We start from the raw sequence: 19133 nt of genomic DNA on the forward strand, positions 1-19133 counted from the left end.
GCGGCGCACAGCCGCCCCATCGCCCGGGCATAGCGCGCTCATAGAAAACTCCTGATACTGGGGAGACATGAGCACCCCGGCCCCCTCGAAGCACCTCGCCTCCGCGCAGCGCACCCGCCTCAAGCGAGCGGACGGCACGCCGATCCGCGTCCTCGTCGTCGACGACGAGAGCACCCTCACCGATCTGCTGCAGATGGCGCTGCGCTACGAGGGCTGGGAGGTGCGCACCGCCGCCGAGGGCCGCTCCGCGATCACCATCACCCGCGAGTTCCGCCCCGACGTCATCGTGCTCGACGTGATGCTGCCGGACATCGACGGGCTGCAGGTGCTCCAGCGGATCCGCGCCGACGGCAGCGAGACCCCCGTCCTCTTCCTCACCGCGAAGGATGCGCTCGACGACCGGATCGCCGGGCTCACCGCCGGCGGCGACGACTACGTCACCAAGCCGTTCTCCCTCGAGGAGCTCGTCGCCCGGATGCGTGGGCTCATCCGCCGCTCCACCCTGCTCGCCAACGACGCCGACGACCCCGAGGTCGTGGTGGGTGACCTCGTCCTCAACGAGGACAGCCACGAGGTGCGCCGGGCCGGCACCGACATCGAGCTGACCGCGACCGAGTTCGAGCTGCTGCGCTTCCTGATGCGGAACCCCCGCCGCGTGCTGAGCAAGGCGCAGATCCTCGACCGCGTCTGGTCCTACGACTTCGGCGGCAAGTCGAGCGTCGTCGAGATCTACATCTCCTACCTCCGCAAGAAGATCGACGCCGGCCGCTCGCCGATGATCCACACGGTCCGCGGCGCCGGCTACCTGCTGAAGCCCGCCGAGCAGTGACGACCGAGGGCGGGCGGCTGCGGCCCACACTCGGCGACTTCGCGACCCGGTCGGCGCTGCGCCGCTCGAACGCGTCCCGACGCGCGCCCTGGACGCTGCGGCGCCGGATGGTCGTCGCCGTCGTCGCGCTGGTCGCGGTGATCGCGGGGATCGTCGGGACGGTCAGCGTGCTGTCGCTGCGCGGCATCCTCTACGACAACGCGGAGACGCAGCTCTCGGAGTCGCTGGACCGGCTGGCCGGCTTCGACGGGCCGAGCCAGTTCGCCGGCTCCAGCGCCATCGAGCGCGCGACCACCTGCCCGAGCGGCGACTTCGAGGGACGCCCGAACCAGGACACCCAGACGATCACGGCGGTGCTCGGGGCGACCGGTGCCTACACCGGCGCCTACATCGACAGCTCCGGGGCCTGCCAGGAGTTCGCCGACCCGGCCGACTCCGTGCTGGCCGCCGCGGTCGCCGACGCCGGTGACGCGACCACCCTCGATCTCGGCGACGCCCTCGGCCAGTACCGCGCCGAGGCGCGCGTGATCGACGGCTCGGTCGTGATCGTCGGAGTGCCCCTCGGCGAGGCCGAGGACACGCTCCGGACCCTGACCACCGTGGTGGTCGTCGTCGTCCTGCTCGCGATGCTGCTGGTCGCCCTGATCGCGACCGCGATCATCCGGGTGGCGCTGCGGCCGCTCGAGCGGGTGGAGGCGACCGCGACCCGCGTCGCCGAGCTGCCGCTCGAGCGCGGCGAGGTCGAGCTGATCGAGCGGGTGCCGGAGGAGGACGCCGACGTCCGCACTGAGGTCGGCCGGGTGGGTGCCGCCTTCAACCGCATGCTCGACCACGTCGGCGGTGCGCTGGAGTCGCGCCAGGCCAGCGAGAACAAGGTCCGCCAGTTCGTGGCCGACGCCTCGCACGAGCTGCGGACGCCGCTCGCGGCGATCCGCGGCTACGCCGAGCTGCCCCGCCGCGGCGACGTCGAGCTGTCGGAGTCGGCGAGCTACTCGCTCGACCGGATCGAGTCGGCGGCGACCAGGATGACCTCACTGGTCGAGGACCTCCTCCTGCTCGCGCGCCTCGACGAGGGCCGCGATCTGGAGAAGGAGCCGGTCGACCTGACGATGGTCCTGATCGAGGCCGTGTCCGACGCCCACGTCGCCGGCCCCGACCACGAGTGGGACCTTGACCTGCCCGAGGAGCCGATCGAGATCCGCGGCGACGGCTTCCGGCTGCACCAGGTGGTCGCGAACCTGCTGCGGAACGCCACGGTGCACACGCCGCCGGGCACGCGCGTCGTCGCGGCGCTCGCCGAGGACCGCGACGAGCGCGGCCGGCCGATCGCGGTCGTGACGGTCACCGACTCCGGTCCGGGGATCGACGAGGCGCTGGTGCCGGTGCTGTTCGAGCGCTTCGCCCGCGGCGACTCCTCGCGGGCGCGGACCACCGGCTCGACCGGGCTGGGCCTGGCGATCGTGGCGGCCGTGGTCGAGGCGCACGGCGGACGGGTGCTGGTCGAGTCGGAGCCGGGGCGCACCAGCTTCCGGGTGGAGCTGCCCGCGGGCTGACGTGCGATCTGCAGGCGATGCCGTCCGGAACGCGCTCTCCTCCGCGGGGGAGTGCCGCGCGGTGGCCGGATCGCCTGCAGATCGAACCGCTGTCGTCAGACCTCGACGCCCAGGCGGCGGCGCGCCTCGTCCAGCGTGCGCACCACCTGCACCGTCTCGTCCAGCGGGTGCACCGGCGACTCGGTGCGCCCCTCCGCCACGTACTGCGCGAGGTGCACCGCCTCCCAGGCCAGCCCCTCGCCGCCCTGCAGCCCCGTCTCATCCCGCCATGAGGCGCTCTCGGAGCCGCGGGTCAGGGTGACGCCGCTCGGCGTCCAGAACGAGGGGTGCACGTCGATCCGCCCCTCGCTGCCCGCGACGCTCGCCGCGTGCAGGGTGTCGGCCAGCACGGTCGACGTCGCGACCGACTGGACCCCGTGCGCGTGCCGCCCGACGATCGTCGCCATCGCGTCCACCCCGGTCGAGGTCAGCGCGCCGGCGACGACGGTGCTCTGCGGCGCCCCGGCCACCATCGAGACGAAGGACGAGGCGTAGACGCCCACGTCGAGCAGGCCGCCGCCCGCGAGCGCCGGATCGAAGATGCGGCTGGCCGGGTCGAACGCGAACGCCGCGCCGAAGTCGGCGGAGACCAGCGCGGGAGCGCCGACCGCGCCGTCCGCGAGGAGCTGCCGCACCACGTCCATCTGCGGCAGGTAGCGCATCCACATCGCCTCCATCGCGAAGACGCCGGCGTCGCGCGCCGCATGGACGATCATCTCGGCCTCACCCGCCGTGGTGGCGAACGGCTTCTCGATGAGGACGTGCTTGCCCGCCGCGATCGCGCGCAGGGCCTGGCGCGCGTGCTCCGAGTTCGGCGAGGCGATGTAGACGACGTCGACCTCGGGGTCGTTCACGACCGCGTCGGAGCCGACCGAGGCCCGCTCGACGCCGAAGCGCCGCGCGAACTGATCGGCGCGCTCCTGCGAGCGCGAGCCGACCGCGACCACGCGCTGCCGGGTGTGCTTCTGCAGCGCGGCGACGAAGGTGCCGGCGATCGAGCCGGGGGCGAGGACTCCCCAGCGCAGCACCGGGGAGTCGAGGAGCGAGGGGAGCCGGGGCTCGGGAAGCGTCAGTGCCATCCCGCCACGCTATTCCCTCCTCCTGGACGACGCCGAGCCCCCGCCGCGCGGGCCCGGAGCTCCTGAGTCGCCCGAGAAGGTTCGCTCTCGGGCTGGAGAACGAGCCTTCCCGGGCGACTCAGCGGACTTCAGCGGAGTGCAGCGGACCTCAGCCGACCGCGGTCATCGCCGCTCCGAAGCCGCGCAGCCGGGCGACCGTCAGGGTGCCGATCGGCTGCGGGGCGCCCTCCGGCGAGAGGACGAACGCGTTGCGGGCGACGTAGAGAGCGCCGTCCCGCAGCTCGATCGCCGCGGGCGAGACGACCGCGAGTCCGGTGATCGGCGTCGAGGTGCGCGGCAGGATCAGCGCCACGCGTCCCGTGCCGTCCGGGCCGCCGAACAGCTCGGTCACCACGACCGTGCCGGTGACGCGGTCGACCGCGAGGCCGGTCGCGCTCAGCAGGCCGGTGGCCACCGTGCGGATCTCGCCGGTCGCCGGGTTCACCCGCACCACGGAGCCGCGAGCGCCGAGGCTGGCGTCCTCCGGTCCGCCGGGCAGCGTCGACACGTAGAGCCAGCCGCCGGGGCCGACCTCGACGTCGGTCGGGACGGGCTCGAACGAGTAGCGGTAGCCGGCTGTGCAGGCCGGGAAGCCGAAGGCCGCCGCCTGCTCCGCCGTGATCGTGATCGGGGCCGTGGGCGGCAGCACCGCCACGGTCGAGACGACGCCGTTCGGCGTGACCTTCAGGATCGCGTTGCCGGCCGCGTCGGCGACGTAGACGCCGGCGCTGGTCGCGGCCGACGCGTAGGGGTGCACGTCGATCCGGCCGGTGTAGGAGGCGGGACCGGCGACCGCCGGGTCCACCTGGGCGGCGCACTCGGCGGGCAGGCCGAGGAAGCCGTAGCTGTTGCCCGCATCCGGGTTCGCGCTCGCCTCGTACGCGCCGAGGTCGGCGAGGGTCGTCGGCGCGCCGCCGCCGCTCGGCACCGATCGCAGCAGCGCCTCGCCCTCCTCCTGGACGCCCTCGCTGTAGTAGACGGTGGAGCCGTGGACCGAGACGGCTCCGATCTCGGTTCCGGGCGCGCCGACCAGGGTCGAGGTCGCGCCGGAGGGAGCGACCTTCGTCAGCATCCCGGCGAAGTTCTGCGCGACGTAGGCGGTGCCGCCCGCGTCGACGGCGAAGCTGAGCGGCGAGACGAGTCCGGTCGCTCGATCGGTGACGGAGACGAAGGACAGCGGGGAGGGGGAGGCCTGGGCGACGGGGGCCGAGACGAGAGTCGTGACCGCGACGGCGGCGGCCGCGGTGAGGAGGAGGCGTTTGTTCACGAGGTGCTCCTTTGCACTCGGGGTGCGGGCAGAGCAGTGCTGCGGGTCGAACGATCCGCGGCTCCGACCGCGGCGACGGGAATCGCCGATGCGCACACCGTAGGACCGCGGTGGCCAGGAGTCCATGGGGCGGACCCGTCACGCGGCAGACCCGCGTGGCGGCGCGGGTGCTCTGCGCCGGATCCTCCGCACCCCTAGGGTGTGAGAGCCCGCATTGCCGCGGGCGGAGGAGGCGTCATGCCGGAGTGGTACACCCTCGGCGTCGTCGCCCTGGTCATCGTCGTGGTCGTCGTCGCGATCGTCCGCTTCCGCTTCAACCCGGTGCTCGCGCTCGCCGTGGGCGCGGCGGCCATCGGGCTGCTCACCGGGCTCGGCCCCGTCGACACCGTCTCGACGATGACCCGCGGCTTCGGCGAGGTGATGATGGAGGCGGGGCTCCTGATCGGCTGGGGGGTGCTGATCGGCGCGATGCTCAACGAGATGGGCGCGGTCGTCCGCCTCGTCGAGGGGCTGCTGCGGGTCTTCGGCAAGCGCGGCATCCCGTACGCGCTCGGGCTGTCCTTCGCCACCTATCTGCAGACGATCTTCGTCGACGCCCTGATCGTCATCGCGGCGCCGCTCGCCCGGAGGATCGCGCCGCGGCTCGGCCCCGCCGGCACGGGGATCGTCGCCGTCACCTTCGCCGTCGGTCTCGAGATGGGCATCGTGATGATGGTGCCCGGCTTCGCGGCCGTGGCGCTCGCCGGGCTGCTCGGCGTTCCGCTCGGCGTGATGCTGCTGGGCGGCTTCGTGGTGGTCGCGCCGACCGTCGTGGTCACGATCCTGCTGATGTCGCTCGCCTTCCGCCTGGGCTTCTGGGATCCGGCGCGCGACGAGCAGCTCGTCGTGCGCGACGAGACCGCCGGGCTCGCGACGGTGCCCGCGGGGGAGCGGGCCGGGAGCGAGGCGGTCGGCGGATCCGGGTCGGAGGGGTCCGGGCGGTCGTCCGGCGGCGCCTCCGAGGGCGGTCGCTCCGGCGGTGACGGCGACGCCGACGCACGCGACGCCGACGCCCCGCGCGAGCGTCCGCTGCTCCTGCTGTTCGCCCCGATGCTGCTCGCGCTGCTGCTCATCGCCGCGCAGGCCGTGCTCTCGGTCGCGGGCGCGGAGGTGCCGGTGCTGCAGTTCCTCGGCAACCCGGTGATCGCGCTGCTGCTCGCCGTGATCGCGACCGGCCTCGTCGGCCGCTCCGTCGTCGGGACTCCGCGGATGGAGAAGGCGGTCGCCAAGGGCTTCCAGGACGGCGGGCAGATCTTCCTGCTCACCGGCGTCGGCGGCGCGCTCGCGGCGGTGATCGCGGAGGGCGACCTCGGAGAGCTGCTCAAGGGCTACTTCTCGGCGAACGCCGCCGCACCGCTGCTGCTGGTCTGGCTGATGGCAGCCGTGCTGCACATCGCCGTCGGCTCGGTCACCCTCTCGGCGATCACCGCCGCGGGTGTCGTGGCCCCGGTCGCCGCGACCCTCGGACTCGACCCGCTGCTGATCGCGCTCGCCGCCGGCTCCGGCGCGCTGTTCTGCATCCACGTCACCTCGAACACCTTCTGGCTGCTGCAGAGCTTCCTCGGCCAGTCCGTCCGCGGCGCCCTCAAGTCGGTGACGGTCGGCGTCTCCCTCGCCTCGGTCCTGGCCCTCGGCATGGTCCTCCTCCTCTCCCTCTTCCTGGGCTGACCCCCACCGATCCCCGCCGCGAGATGCCACTTGTGCACGCCTTTCACGGCGTGTCGCGTGCACAAGCGGCATCTCGCGGAGGGGGACCGGCGTGACACGTGCCGGAAACACGGGTGGCCTAGGTTCCTGAGAGGGTTCACACGTTGCTCCGAGGTCGATGACGCAGGAGCGAGCGCGGAGCCTCGTCCGCGCCGACCTCCGACACGAAAGATCTCCGCTTGAGAACACGCACCGCCCTGACCTCCGGTTGCGCGGCCCTCGCGCTCGCCGCCGGCGGTCTGCTGATCGCGCCCGCCGCGACAGCGACCACCGCGACACCGACCACCGCGACACCGACCGCGACCTCCGCCTTCGAGCGGGTGGACCTCGTCCGCCCCGCCTCGGCGCCGATCACCGAGCCCGCGAGCTACCCCTACCGGGAAGCCCTCACCGAGGTCGCGGTCGACCCGACCGACGCCTCGCTGACCCGCGGCGTCACGCCGTACGACCGGATCGCCCCAGCCCTGAACGACCTCGCCGCGCGCTCCGACCGCGTCTCGACCCAGGTGGTCGGGAAGTCGGGCCTCGGCCGCGACATCTACCTGGTCACCGTCACCGCTCCCGAGACCGCCGCCGAGACGGCGCAGCAGGCCGAGTGGCGCGACCGCCTGAAGAACGAGCCGGAGGCGGCCGCCGCCGACGCCGAGCTGATGGCCGAGTACAAGGTGCCGACCTGGTTCAACGGCAACATCCACGGCAATGAGTGGGAGGGATCCGACGCGATCCTGAACTACATCGAGAAGGTCGCCACCGCCGAGGACGCCGAGACCCAGGCGCTCCTCGAGGGCAACCGCCTCTACTTCACCGTCACCAACAACCCCGACGGCCGGGCCCTCGGCCAGCGCGCCGTCGCGGCCGGCTACGACCCCAACCGCGACATGATCACCGGCGCGACCAACGAGGCGGCGGTCATCCGCGACCTCTCCAGCGTCCTGCAGCCGACCTACTTCATCGACATCCACGGCTACACCGGCATCCTGCAGGTCGAGCCCTGCGGTCCGCCGCACGGCGAGAACTACGAGTACGACCTGTTCCTGCCGCACGCCTACGCGACCGCGCTCGAGATCGAGCGCCGCGTCGTCGAGGCGGACGTGCCCGGCAACACCTACAAGGCCGCCGACGGCAGCGTCACCACCGAGAACACCGGCCAGATCCTGATCCCCTACCGCGACATCCGCGCGGGCTGGGACGACTGGCCTCCGATCTTCGCGCCGCAGTACGTCGCCTTCCAGGGCGCGATCACCAACACGGTGGAGCTGCCGCTGGGTCGCACGGCGAACGAGACGCCCGAGGAGATCGCCGAGGGCCAGGCGAACGCCGACATCGACATCGAGGTCGCCGGGATCGTCATGGACGCCTCGGTCGACTACATCGAGGCCAACCGCGACGCCCTGCTGAGCAACCAGGTGCAGATCTTCGAGCGCGGCGTCACCGGCGCCCCGGCCGTCGAGATCCCCGCCGACGTCGCCGCGTCCGACCTGCCGGCCGGCACGCCGACCGAGTGGACCGAGATCTGGGACGAGACCGACGTCTACACGACCGAGTACCCCCGCGCCTACGTCATCCCTGCGGGCGACGCGCAGCGCTCCTCGTCCGACGCCGAGACCCTCGTCGCGCAGCTGCTCGCGCACGGCGTCGAGGTCGATCGCACGACCACGGCGATGACCGCGGGCGGCACGACCTACGCCGCCGGCTCCTACGTCGTCGACATGCACCAGCCCGTCCGCGGCCTCGCGAACGTGCTGCTCGCCGACGGCACCGACATCTCCGACCGCGTGCCCGAGATGTACGACGTCTCGGCCTGGAGTCTCTCGCTGCTCTGGGGCGCCGACGTGATCCCGGTCGGCTCCACGCTCGACCCGATGCCCGCCGTCGAGCTCGAGCCGGTCACCGCCGTCGCCCCGAGCGGCAGCGTCCCCGCCGACGCCGGCTACCTCGCCTTCGAGCCGCGCGGCGTGCTCGAGTACCAGGCGGTGAACGCGCTCCTGGGCGCCGGAGTCGCGCTCGAGCAGTTCGCCGACGGCACGATCGCCCTCCGCGCCGACGCCGACGGTCTCGCCGCCGCGAAGGCCGCCGCCGCCGAGTTCGGCGTCGACTTCACGGCGACCACGGCGGAGCGTATCGAGGACGAGGACGGCACCGCGCTCTCCGCCGTCCGCGTCGCCTACTCCGGCTCCCACGAGGACCGCGACGCGCTGGCCAAGCTCGGCTTCGCCGACGCGGTCGCCGTCACGGCGGACACGCTCGCCTCGGGCGAGACCGTCCTCACCGACGCCGACGTGCTGCTCCTCGGCCGCGCGCTGTCCTTCACCCCGGAGCAGGCCGCGGGCCGCACCGCCGTCGAGGAGTTCCTCGCGGCGGGCGGCGACGTGGTCGGCCGCGGCGGAGCGGGAGCGGCGTTCGCGACCGACTTCGGCCTCGCGACGCTGACCGCGCAGACCGGCACCAGCGGGTCCAACGGCATCGTCTCGGTCGAGACCCCGGCCGACGGGATCCTCGGCGACCACCCGCAGGACACCGCCTTCGTCTCGCCGGCGCTCTGGTTCGAGGGCTTCGACGCGTCCGTGACGGTGGAGCAGAGCTACGCCGCCGAGGACACCTTCGTCGCCGGGCACTGGGTCGCCTCCGAGGGGCAGTCCCGGAGCGACGCGGCCGGGCAGGCCTCGGCCGTCTCGTTCGCGACGGAGTCGGGCACCGAGGGCTTCCTCTTCGGCACCTCCCCGGTCTTCCGCAACCACCCGGTCGGCGCGTTCAGCGACGTCGCCCGGGCGCTGCTCGCCGTGGCGCCCGAGGGCGCGGCCGTCGAGCTGCCGGGGGCGCCGGAGCCGACGGCGACGCCGACCGCGACTCCGGAGCCCACGGCCACGCCTGAGCCGACGGCGACTCCGGAGCCGACGGCCACCCCGGAGCCGACCGCGACTCCCGAGCCGACGGCGACTCCTGAGCCGACAGCCACCCCGGAGCCGACCGCGACTCCCGAGCCGACGGTGACCCCGGAGCCCTCCGCGACTCCGGAGCCGACCGCGACCGCCACGCCGACGGCCGCGCCCACCGCGGCTCCGGAGCCGACCGCCACGGCGACCGCGGCTCCCGTCGCGAAGCCGGGCACCGGCGGTCTCGCCTCGACCGGCGTCGAGACCGGCCCCTGGCTGCTGCTCTCGGGAGGTGCGCTCGTGCTCGGTCTCGGCGCCCTGCTGATCGCCCGCAGCCGCCGCGAGGTCGAGGAGGCGTAGCCTCCGCCGCGGGAGGGCCGGCGAGCACGATCCGCCGGCCCTCCCGCACTGCTCTCTCCGCACAACCCCACCACTGCACACCCGCACCGCCGCACCCGCACCACCGAGGAGTCCCGATGCCGCCCCGTACCGCCCGCACCCTCGGGATCGTCCTGGCCGTCCTCGGTCTCGTCGCCGTGATCGTCGCGATCGTCCTCCTCGTCCGCCCCGCCGACGGCGCCGGAGCCCCGACCTCCACCCCGGTCGCCCCCTCCGCCTCGGCCGCCGCCGCCCCGTCGACCGCGCCCACCGAGGCCGAGTCGACGGAGACCGCGACGGGACCGACGGCCACCGATGCCCCGACGGAGACCTCCCCGACGGAGACCTCCCCGACCGAGGGCGTCGTCGCCTCGGCCGCCCCCGGCGCCGCCGCCACTGCGGCCGCCGTCCTCTCCTTCACCGCTTCGCCCGCGACGATCGACTGCGCCGGCGACCGCACCGCCTCCGTCCCCGTCGCGCTCTCCTGGCAGACCGAAGGCGGTGTCGCCGCCCGCCTCGCCGTCGGCACCACCGACGCCCGGGCCGGCGACCCCGTCGACCTCTCCGCGACCGGCTACTCCGCCCTCTCCGTCCCCTGCCGCGACGCCGAGACCCTGATCACCCTTGCCGTCGAGTCCCCCGACGGCACCCTCACGCAGTGCACCCTCGTCCTCCCCACGTCCGAGTAGCTGCGCACTCCGCGAGATGCCACTTGTGCACGCGACACGCCGAGGAAAGCGTGCACAAGTGGCATCTCGCGGGGACGGCCGGACGCGCCCGCACGGCAGAATGGAGACGATGACCTCCACCCCGCCTCCGCTCGGCCTGCTCCTCGACGTCGACGGCCCGATCGCCAGCCCGATCAGCCGCACGATCGCCATCGACTCGATCGCCGACGACCTCGTCGCGCTCGCGAACGCCGGCATCCCGCTCGTCTTCAACACCGGCCGCTCCGACGCGTTCCTGCGCGAGCGCGTGCTGCCGCCGCTCCTCGAGCGCGGCGTCTCGGCCGACGCGCGGATCGTCTGCGTCTGCGAGAAGGGCGCCGTCTGGTTCACCGTCGACTACCGCGGCACCTCCGAGCCGATCGTCGACGAGTCGCTCGCGATCCCGGAGGCGGTCGCCCGCGACCTCGAGCGGATGATCCGCGAGGACTACGACGACCTGGTCTTCTTCGACGAGACCAAGCGCGCGATGGTCTCGGCCGAGCAGCTCGTCGACCTCTCCAGCGAGGACTACCTCGAGCGCCAGCTCGTCTTCGACGCCGACGCCCTGCAGATCATGACCGCGGCCGGCCTCGGCGTCGAGCGCCGCGGCATCCGCTACCCGAACGACACCGGCGCCGTCGAGTACCGCATCGACCCGACCGTGATCTCCACCGACATCGAGTCCAACCGCCTCGGCAAGGACCTCGGCGCCCAGCGCGCCGTCGAGCTGCTCGGCGCCACCGGCCCGATCCCGCAGCGCTGGCGCACGGTCGGCGATTCCCGCAGCGACTACGCCATGGCCGACTGGCTCTCCGAGCACGCCTACGACGTCGCCCACGTGGACGTCCGTCCCGCGGAGGGCGTCCCGGACAAGCCGTACCCGATCCTCGTGGTCGACGGCGCGATCAACGACGAGGCCGGCGCCGCCGTGCTGCGCCGCTGGACCGAGCTCGTCGCCGACGAGACGACGCCCGAGGTCGGCGACGGCATCTCCCTCCACGTCGCGGGCTGATCCGCCAGCCCCTCGTCCGCAGGCCCGCGGCCCGTTAGCGTTCGAGGCATGAGAATCGCAGTCACCGGTGGATCCGGGAAACTCGGCCGCAGCGTCGTCACCCGTCTCCGCGAGTCCGGCCACGACGTCTTCGTCCTCGACCGCGCGGGAACCCGCGGCGAGGGCGTCATCAGCATCGACATCACCGACTACGGGCAGGTCGTCGACGCCCTGCAGGCCGTGGGCGACCGCTACGAGGGGATCGACGCGGTCGTGCACCTCGCGGCCGTCCCGGCGCCGGGCATCGTCCCGGACATCGCGACCTTCCAGAACAACATGTCGTCGACCTTCAACGTCTTCCACGCGGCGATCCGCGCGGGCATCCGCAGCATCGTCTACGCGTCCAGCGAGACCGTGCTCGGCCTGCCGTTCGACGTGCCGCCGCCCTACATCCCCGTCGACGAGAAGTACCCGGCCCGCCCGGAATCGGTCTACTCGCTGACCAAGCACCTCGAGGAGCAGCTGGCGATCGAGCTCTGCCGCTGGCACGAGGACCTCACGATCATCGGCCTGCGCTTCTCCAACGTGATGAACGAGGAGGACTATGCCGAGTTCCCGTCCTTCGACGCCGACGCGACACTGCGCAAGTGGAACCTCTGGGGCTACATCGACGGCCGCGACGGCGCCCAGGCGGTCGAGAAGGCCCTCGCGTATCGCGAGCCCGGCTTCGACCGCTTCATCATCGCGGCGGCCGACACCGTGATGACCCGTCCGAACGACGAGCTGGTCGCCGAGGTCTTCCCCGGCGTCGAGCTGCGCGGCGAGCTCGGCGTCAACGACACCCTGCTCTCGATCGACCACGCCCGCGAGGTGCTCGGCTACGCCCCCGAGCACTCCTGGCGCGACTCGCAGTAGCCACCACCGCCTCCGCGCCGCCCCGGCTCGCGGAACGCCCTCCGGCTCGCAGGAATCCACGGATCCCGCGAGCCGGAGCCGTTTCCGCGAGCCGGAGCCGTTTCCGCGAGCCGGAGCCGTTTCTGCGAGCCGGAGCCGCGCCGGACCGATCTCGGGCTTGTGGAACGACGTCCGGCTCGCTGGAGTCCGCGGTTTCCGCGTGCCGACGGTGATCCTTCGTGCCGGAGGTGCGGTGCGGGGAGCTTCGGCTCGTGGATCGGTGTCCGGCTCGCTGGTGTCCGCCGTTTCTGCGTGCCGGGGGTGCTTCCGCGTGCCGGAGGTGCGGTGCGGGGAGCTTCGGCTCGTGGAACGGTGTTCGGCTCGCTGGAGTCCGCGGTTTCTACGTGCCGAGAGTGATTCCGCGTGCCGGAGGTGCGGTGCGGGGAGCTTCGGCTCGTGGATCGGTGTTCGGCTCGCTGGTGTCCGCCGTTTCCGCGCGCCGGGGGTGATTCCGCGTGCCGGAGGTGCTGCCTGGGGAACTTCGGCTCGCGGAATGGTGTTCGGCTTGCTGGAGTCCGCGGTTTCTACGTGCCGAGAGTGATTCCGCGTGCCGGATGTGCTGCCTGGGGAGCTTCGGCTCGCGGAACGGTGTCCGGCTCGCTGGAATCCGCGGTTTCCGCGTGCCGAGAGTGAGTCCGCGTGCCGGAGGTGCAGTCTGCGGAGCTTCGGCTCGTGGAACGGTGTTCGGCTCGCTGTAGTCCGGGGTTTCTACGTGCCGAGAGTGAGTCCGCGTGCCGGAGGTGCAGTCTGGGGAGCTTCGGCTCGTGGAACGGTGTCCGGCTCGCTGGAGTCCGCGGTTTCTGCGTGCCGGGGGTGCTTCCGCGTGCCGGAGGTCTCCCACGGGAGGTTCGGCACGCGGAAACGCCTCCGGCTCGCGGGGATCCGAGGATCCCGCGAGCCGGAGGCGTTCGTGCGAGCCGGAGGCACCGGCTCAGCAGCCGAGGGTCAGCTGGGGATGTAGTTGAACTCGTCCGGGTTCGGGCCGGTGCGCTCGTCGCGGTTGAGCGCGGAGATCGCGGTCATCGACTCGTCGTCCAGCTCGAAGTCGAACAGGGCGAAGTTCTCCTCCACGCGCTTGCGGGTGACCGACTTCGGGAAGACGATGTCGCCGCGCTGGATGTGCCAGCGCAGGACGACCTGCGCGGGGGAGCGGTCGACGCTGTGCGCGATGCGCACGATCGCCTCGTCGTCCAGGACCTTGCCCTGCGCGATCGGCGACCAGGCCTCGGTCGCGATGCCGTGCTCGACGCCGTAGGCGCGGAGCTCCTCCTGCGTGAGGAAGGGGTGCACCTCGATCTGGTTCACGGCCGGGACGATCGTCGCCTCGGCGCGGAGCCGGTTGAGGTGGTTGGTCTGGAAGTTGGAGACGCCGATCGCCTTCGCCTTGCCGCTGCGGTAGATCTCCTCCATCGCCTTCCAGGTCTCCAGGTAGTCGCCGACCTTCGGCAGCGGCCAGTGGATGAGGAAGAGGTCGACGTAGTCGAACTTCAGCTCGGCGAGGGTGTCGTCGATCGCCTGCAGGGCGTCCTCGCGGGCGTGGAAGCCGTTGTTGAGCTTCGAGGTGACGAAGACGTCGGAGCGGTCGAGGCCGGAGGCGCGCACGGCCTCGCCGACGCCGGCCTCGTTGCCGTACATCTCGGCGGTGTCGATGTGGCGGTAGCCGACCTCGAGGGCGGCGAGCGTCGCGTCCTTGGTCTCGGCGGGGTCGATCTGGAAGACACCGAAGCCCAGCTGCGGGATCTCGACTCCGTTGTTGAGGGTGATCGTGGGGACAGTGTTCGCGTCCGTGCTCATACTCGAGCGTCCTTTCGTCCGGGGATCGGCCGCATCGGAGAGCTTGCGGCCGGAGTACAGTCCACGCCCCGGGGCCTCCCAGGTGCAAGGCCTTGCGCGTTCCGCGAACATCGGCGGTCGTCCGGCGCCGTCGGACGCTCGGGGAACGACGAAGGCCCCCGGCACGGATGCCGGGGGCCTTCGGGGGTCGCGTGACTACGCGCGGGACTTGCGGCCGGTGATCGCGCCGTAGATCAGCAGCACGATGATGGCGCCGACGACAGCGAGGATGATGCTGACGAGGTTGAAGCCCATCGGGTCGTCGCGCCCGAAGAGCGCGCCGCCGATGAATCCTCCGAGGAGGGCGCCGACGATGCCGAGGATGATGGTGATGATCCATCCGCCGCCCTGCTTGCCGGGCAGGATGAGCTTTGCGAGTGCGCCGGCGATGAGGCCGAGGACGATCCAACCGATGATGCCCATGATGTGTCTCCTTCGTAGTGTGCTCGACCGGCCGTTCCGGTGCGAGCGTCAACGCCTGTCGTGAAGGCGTCCTTGCAGATGATGTCGATCAGCGGAGTGAGCGCTGCACCTTTGCGCGTGCCTTGTCGGCGACCGCGGTGAAGTGCTTCGCCTCGCGCTTCGAGGTCTTCTTGAGCTTCTTGCGCGTCTTCTTCGTGGCCGGGTCGTTCCACACACCGAGTGCGAGATGGCGGAGCTCTTCGTAGCGTCCGCGACCGGCGCGGGCGCCGAAGACGTACGCGGCGAGGGCGACGAGCGCCAGCAGGACGAGGCGGGGATTCATGCGGTGACCCTTCCATCGGAGAGAGCACAGGGTCGTGCTCGGCCCCCATTCCACTCTCCTGCGGATGCCGTGACAATTCAGGCCCGGACCGTTGACAACGGCCTCGCGGATCTGCTTGCGCCCGCGCGTTGTAGCAGAGGTCGTCCCCGACCGAAGCGGTCAGCAGACCGGAGCGTCCGCGAACCGGTCGTGCAGGTAGGGGCCGTAGCCGCCGTCCACGCGGTTGCGGCGGCGTCCGGAGGTGGTCACCTCGCCGCGGTCGGTCGCTCCCACCCGGGCGCCGGCGGCGTGCAGGCGCTCGACCAGCAGGACGTCCTCGTGCAGCGGCTCGCCGCCGAACCCGCCCGCCGCCAGGTAGGCGCTCGCGCGCACGCCGAGGTTCGCGCCGTGGATGCTGCCGATCGACTCCTCCCGCTCGCGGGTGCGCTGCCAGCGGCCGTACATCTCCGGCGAGAGGTCGGACGGGTCGGGCCGGACCGTGCCCACCAGCGCGTCGTGATGGCGGGCGTGCTCGACGTGCTCGAGCAGCCACTCCTCCGGAACGACCGTGTCGGCGTCGGTGTTCGCGAGCCAGACCCGGTCGTCCGGGACGGAGCCGGAGACGGAGCCGAGGGCGTGCGCGATCCCGGCCGCCCGCGCCGCGCCGACTCCGCAGCGCTCGAGCTCGAGGACCTCGGCGCCCGCGGCCCGCGCACGCTCCACCGTCGCGTCCGTGCAGCCGTCCGCCACGACGATCAGCCGGACCGCGACGTCAGGGGCGGTCGTGGCGAGGTGCGCGGCGCTCCGGAGGACCGACGCGACGGTGGCGCCGATCCGCTCCTCCTCGTCGTGGGCCGGCACGACCACCAGCAGCTCCTCGATCCGGGTCACAGCAGGCCCGTCCGCCGGGCCACCGAGCGGCCGTCGCGCGAGTGCACCTCGAGCAGGAGGTCCTCCTCCTCGTGCCGGGCGATGCGGTGCAGGCCGAGGCCGGCGACGGCGCTCTGGACGGCGTCGCCGTCGAGCTCGAGGCCGTCGATCGGGTGCCGCCAGTGCACGGTGACGAGCTCGCCGGAGGCGGAGAGCCGGTCGCGCACTCCGCGCAGCGTGCGCTCGAGCGTCTCGCGCCCCAGGTAGTAGCCGACCTCGGAGAGCACGATCAGGTCGAACGGACCCTCCGGCACCCCGCGGGTGATGTCGTGGTGCTCGACCCGCACGTGCGCGAGCGGCGCGAGCCGGCGGGCGGCGCGCTCCACGGCGGCCGCGGAGACGTCGATCGCCAGCAGGCGCTCGGCCCGCGCGGCGAGGGCCTCGGCCAGCACGCCGATCGAGGAGCCGATCTCGAGGACGGAGTCGTAGCGGCGCTCGGGCAGGCTCGCGAGGGTGAGGGCGCGCTTGCGCTCCTCGTACCAGCGGCTCGTGTACCCCCAGGGGTCCTCGTGCCGCTCGTACAGCTCGTCGAAGTAGCTCATCCCCGTGTCCTCGTCGCCGGGGCCGCGCCCGTCCGTCCCCCCGAGCCTAGGCAGGATCGGGGCTTCTCTCCGCCACTTGTCGGTCGGATCGCCGTGCGCTAGCTCCGGCCGGGCCATCAGCGGACCCGGATCAGGCGGTCGTCGCCGGCGAAGGCCCGGACGAAGAGCGGGTGGAGGACCGGGGCGATCCCGCCGGGTCCCGGCGCGGTCTGGCTCGGATAGCGCTCGCGGGCGCGGGCCTTCCGCTCCCGCAGGTCCTCGTCCGCCTCGACCCGGACGAGCGCCGGCCACGGCACCTCGGCGTCGTCGGGCGCGGCCCAGTGCCAGAGCCAGATCGGCGCCGCGAGCAGCGGGTGGCCGAGGGTCTCGGCCGCCTCGGCGCAGACCTCGCCGACGACGCGGTGGTCGCGGTGGCCGTCGCCGGTCCAGGTGGAGAGCAGGAGGACCCGGCCGGGCTCGGCGGCGGCGCGGGCGAGCACCTCGGCGAGGATCCGGTCGCGGTGCTCGGGAGTGCCGGAGTCGGGGACGTCGAGGAAGGCGAGGCCGATTCCGGCGCCGAGCTCGTCGAGCGCGGCCCGGGCCTCGGCGCGCCGCTCGGCGACGAGGGCGGCTGCGGCCCCGGGGGAGGAGGCGCCGTGCGCCGCGCCGCCGTCCGTCACGATCACGACGTCCACGGGGACGTCGAGGCGGCGGGCCAGGGCGATCGTGCCGCCGCAGCCGAGCGTCTCGTCGTCGGCGTGCGCGACCACGACGAGCACGCGGTCGACGGCGAGGAGTGCGTCCTCCGGCAGGACCGGCAGCCGGTCGAGCCGCCCGTCCTCGCACCAGCGCTCGACCGGGGTGCCCTCGAGGTGACCGTCGAACTCGATGACGCGGCTCACCACTCCTCCGTCTCGCCGCTGGCGAGGACCGCGCGGCCGAGGGCAGCGTCGTCGCGCTCGGCGTGGTGCTGGCGGACGTAGAGGGCGAGGTCGGCGACCCGCTTCGCGTGCTCCGCGTCGAGGGCCAGTGGAGCCGGCCCGAGGGCGCGACCCGCGCGCAGCAGGATCTCCTCCACGGCACTCGCGACCGTGCCGCGGACCCGCTTGGCCAGCAGTGCGCCGCGGGCGCCCTCGGCCTCGCCCCCGTCGATCAGCACCGAGGCCTCGTCGAGCGCGCGGCGCCCGGCGGACAGGGCGGTGTCCACCGCGCCGAGGTGCGCGAGCAGGTGCGGGTCCTCGCGGCGGGCGGCCGCACGTGCCAGCGTCGCGGCGACGCCCCGGGCCCCGCCGAGCCAGCAGGCGGCCACGCCGATCCCGCCCCAGCCGAAGCCCGGTCGCGAGAGGTACCAGCCGGGAGCGCCGACCTCGTGAGCGCGCGCACCGGCGAAGCGCACCGGTCCGCTCGGGATCTCGGTCAGCCCGCGGGGGTGCCAGGCGTTCTCCTCCGGGGTCGCGGTGCCGTCGCCGAGGCGCACGGCGAAGAGCCGGCGCTCGCCGGAGCCCTCGCCGACGTGCGACGTGATCAGCGCCGCGTCCAGGCGGCCGGCCAGCGAGCACCAGGGCTTCACGCCGTCCAGTCGCCAGGCGTCGCCCTCCGGAGTCGCGACGAGCGGCTCGTCGCCGCCCTCCGCCGCGAAGACGCCCCAGACCGCGTCGTCCTGGACGCCGACGTCCGCGGCGGACAGGCCCGCCTCGCCGAGGATCGCGAGCGCGTCGAGGTGCGGCTCGATCGCGCGGGCGACGCCGAGGTCGTGCCGGGCCAGGCGCTCGAGCAGGCCGTGCAGCTCGGCGGTGCGGCCGGTGCCGGGCCGCGGCGGGTCGGCGGAGAGGGTGCGGGCGAGGGCCAGAGCGCCGTCGACGTCGCCGGGAAGGGAGGCAGGAGCGAGCGATTCCATCCCCCTGGACGCTACGCGGTCGGCGCGGGGCCCGCGCCCGATTGTCCGTCGGCGGGCTCGGTGGTAGCGCCGCGCATGTCCAGGGCGGTGATGCGGCGCAGGAGGACGGCGAAGAGCTCGACGTCGCCCGCGTCCCAGCGGCGCAGCTCCTCGTGCATCAGCGCCTGGCGGGAGCTGCGGATCGCCCGCATCCGCTCGGCGGTCTCCGGCGGCACCGAGAGGATCGTCGCGCGACCGTCGCCCGGATCGGGGGAGCGCTGCAGCAGACCGAGGCGGTCGAGCGCGGAGATCTGCCGGCTGATCGAGGACTTGTCCGTCTCGAGCAGCTCGGCCAGGGCGCCCGAGTGCATCGGGCCGCGCCGCTCCAGGGTGGCGAGCGTCCGGTACCCGGCGGTGCTCAGCTCCGGATGCAGGCGCTCGGCGGCGGAGCGCATCGCGTCGCGCACCCGGTTGAAGAGGGTGCTCAGCTCGCCCTCGACGGCGGCGATCGCGGCGTCGGTCGCGCCCTCGGTCGCGCGGTCGCCTTCGGCGTGCCCGCCGGGCTCGGGGTCGGGAGGGGAGGACGGGCCGGTCATCCCTCCAGCATCCCGCGTCGAACCGACTTGCGCACGGCCCCGTCCACGTCGTACGCTTCCCGAAGCCAAAGACCGCCGGTTTCCGGTGTGCGCACGAGCAGGGCCCAGGCCCCGCGGATCGCCACCGGACGAAGGATTCGCGAAGCGAATGTCCCGCGCAGGTGTGCAAGAGATGTGTTCCGCGTTCATCGCGATCCC

Annotated in this window: 17 protein-coding genes; 7 read left to right on the top strand and 10 right to left on the bottom strand. The window is 73.1% G+C overall.

The annotated features are described in order from the left end of the window. Positions 1-67 precede the first annotated feature (67 nt). Positions 68-829 carry a response regulator transcription factor gene (locus tag MT350_RS09770; RefSeq protein ID WP_123447806.1) on the top strand — a complete coding sequence of 254 codons (762 nt, stop codon included), beginning with the start codon at positions 68-70 and terminating at the stop codon, positions 827-829. Beyond that, complete coding sequence (locus MT350_RS20435) at positions 826-2382, top strand: cell wall metabolism sensor histidine kinase WalK (protein ID WP_243598365.1); 1557 nt, start codon at positions 826-828, stop codon at positions 2380-2382. Before MT350_RS09770 ends, MT350_RS20435 begins: the two co-directional genes overlap by 4 nt. Positions 2383-2477: 95 nt before the next feature. Here MT350_RS20435 and MT350_RS09780 read toward each other — a convergent pair whose 3' ends face one another. Together MT350_RS09780 and MT350_RS09785 are read right to left on the bottom strand one after the other, a co-directional pair. After that, complete coding sequence (locus tag MT350_RS09780; RefSeq protein WP_243598366.1) at positions 2478-3500, bottom strand: Gfo/Idh/MocA family protein; 1023 nt, start codon at positions 3498-3500, stop codon at positions 2478-2480. A 148-nt stretch (positions 3501-3648) separates the two neighbouring features. Then, positions 3649-4806, bottom strand: a complete 1158-nt coding sequence (locus tag MT350_RS09785) for a ScyD/ScyE family protein (protein ID WP_243615839.1) — start codon at positions 4804-4806, stop codon at positions 3649-3651. A gap of 237 nt (positions 4807-5043) precedes the next feature. Here MT350_RS09785 and MT350_RS09790 point away from each other — a divergent pair, with 237 nt between their 5' ends. The 5 genes from MT350_RS09790 (at position 5044) to MT350_RS09810 (ending at position 12416) form a co-directional block, all read left to right on the top strand. Beyond that, positions 5044-6513, top strand: a complete 1470-nt coding sequence (locus MT350_RS09790) for a GntP family permease (RefSeq protein ID WP_243615840.1) — start codon at positions 5044-5046, stop codon at positions 6511-6513. Between the two features lie 218 nt (positions 6514-6731). Continuing rightward, positions 6732-9785 (top strand): M14 family zinc carboxypeptidase, encoded by a 3054-nt coding sequence (locus MT350_RS09795; RefSeq protein WP_243615841.1) that lies wholly within the window; start codon positions 6732-6734, stop codon positions 9783-9785. 116 nt (positions 9786-9901) lie between these two features. Then, on the top strand, positions 9902-10492 hold the full coding sequence (locus MT350_RS09800; RefSeq protein WP_243615842.1) for a hypothetical protein: 591 nt from the start codon (positions 9902-9904) through the stop codon (positions 10490-10492). Between the two features lie 109 nt (positions 10493-10601). Next, entirely contained in the window at positions 10602-11522 is a 921-nt protein-coding gene (locus MT350_RS09805) for a hypothetical protein (RefSeq protein WP_207901789.1), read from the top strand. Positions 11523-11570: 48 nt separating this feature from the next. Then, entirely contained in the window at positions 11571-12416 is an 846-nt protein-coding gene (locus MT350_RS09810; RefSeq protein WP_243598371.1) for an NAD(P)-dependent oxidoreductase, read from the top strand. 984 nt (positions 12417-13400) lie between these two features. Here the strand turns inward: MT350_RS09810 and MT350_RS09815 are convergent. The 8 genes from MT350_RS09815 to MT350_RS09850 form a co-directional block, all read right to left on the bottom strand. Beyond that, the gene (locus MT350_RS09815; RefSeq protein ID WP_243598372.1) at positions 13401-14249 is read right to left on the bottom strand and encodes an aldo/keto reductase; all 849 of its coding nucleotides are present in this window, start codon (positions 14247-14249) and stop codon (positions 13401-13403) included. Between the two features lie 195 nt (positions 14250-14444). Next, positions 14445-14711, bottom strand: coding sequence for a GlsB/YeaQ/YmgE family stress response membrane protein (locus tag MT350_RS09820; protein ID WP_056041656.1), 267 nt, complete (start codon positions 14709-14711; stop codon positions 14445-14447). 88 nt (positions 14712-14799) lie between these two features. Further along, on the bottom strand, positions 14800-15033 hold the full coding sequence (locus tag MT350_RS09825) for a YtxH domain-containing protein (RefSeq protein WP_123447798.1): 234 nt from the start codon (positions 15031-15033) through the stop codon (positions 14800-14802). Between the two features lie 159 nt (positions 15034-15192). After that, the gene (locus tag MT350_RS09830) at positions 15193-15903 is read right to left on the bottom strand and encodes a glycosyltransferase family 2 protein (RefSeq protein ID WP_123737362.1); all 711 of its coding nucleotides are present in this window, start codon (positions 15901-15903) and stop codon (positions 15193-15195) included. Continuing rightward, positions 15900-16484: an SAM-dependent methyltransferase gene (locus MT350_RS09835; protein WP_123447796.1), complete on the bottom strand. Its 585-nt coding sequence runs from the start codon at positions 16482-16484 to the stop codon at positions 15900-15902. The genes MT350_RS09830 and MT350_RS09835 overlap by 4 nt, the downstream gene beginning before the upstream one ends. A gap of 116 nt (positions 16485-16600) precedes the next feature. Beyond that, the gene (locus MT350_RS09840) at positions 16601-17365 is read right to left on the bottom strand and encodes a PIG-L deacetylase family protein (RefSeq protein ID WP_243598373.1); all 765 of its coding nucleotides are present in this window, start codon (positions 17363-17365) and stop codon (positions 16601-16603) included. Next, a complete protein-coding gene (locus MT350_RS09845) occupies positions 17362-18360 on the bottom strand; it encodes an acyl-CoA dehydrogenase (RefSeq protein ID WP_243615843.1) in 999 nt (332 codons plus the stop codon). Before MT350_RS09845 ends, MT350_RS09840 begins: the two co-directional genes overlap by 4 nt. Positions 18361-18371: 11 nt before the next feature. Continuing rightward, positions 18372-18935: a MarR family winged helix-turn-helix transcriptional regulator gene (locus tag MT350_RS09850; RefSeq protein ID WP_243598375.1), complete on the bottom strand. Its 564-nt coding sequence runs from the start codon at positions 18933-18935 to the stop codon at positions 18372-18374. Between the last annotated feature and the right edge of the window lie 198 nt (positions 18936-19133).

The organism is Rathayibacter sp. VKM Ac-2928, assembly GCF_022815545.1.
GTDB classification, from domain to species: domain Bacteria; phylum Actinomycetota; class Actinomycetes; order Actinomycetales; family Microbacteriaceae; genus Rathayibacter; species Rathayibacter festucae.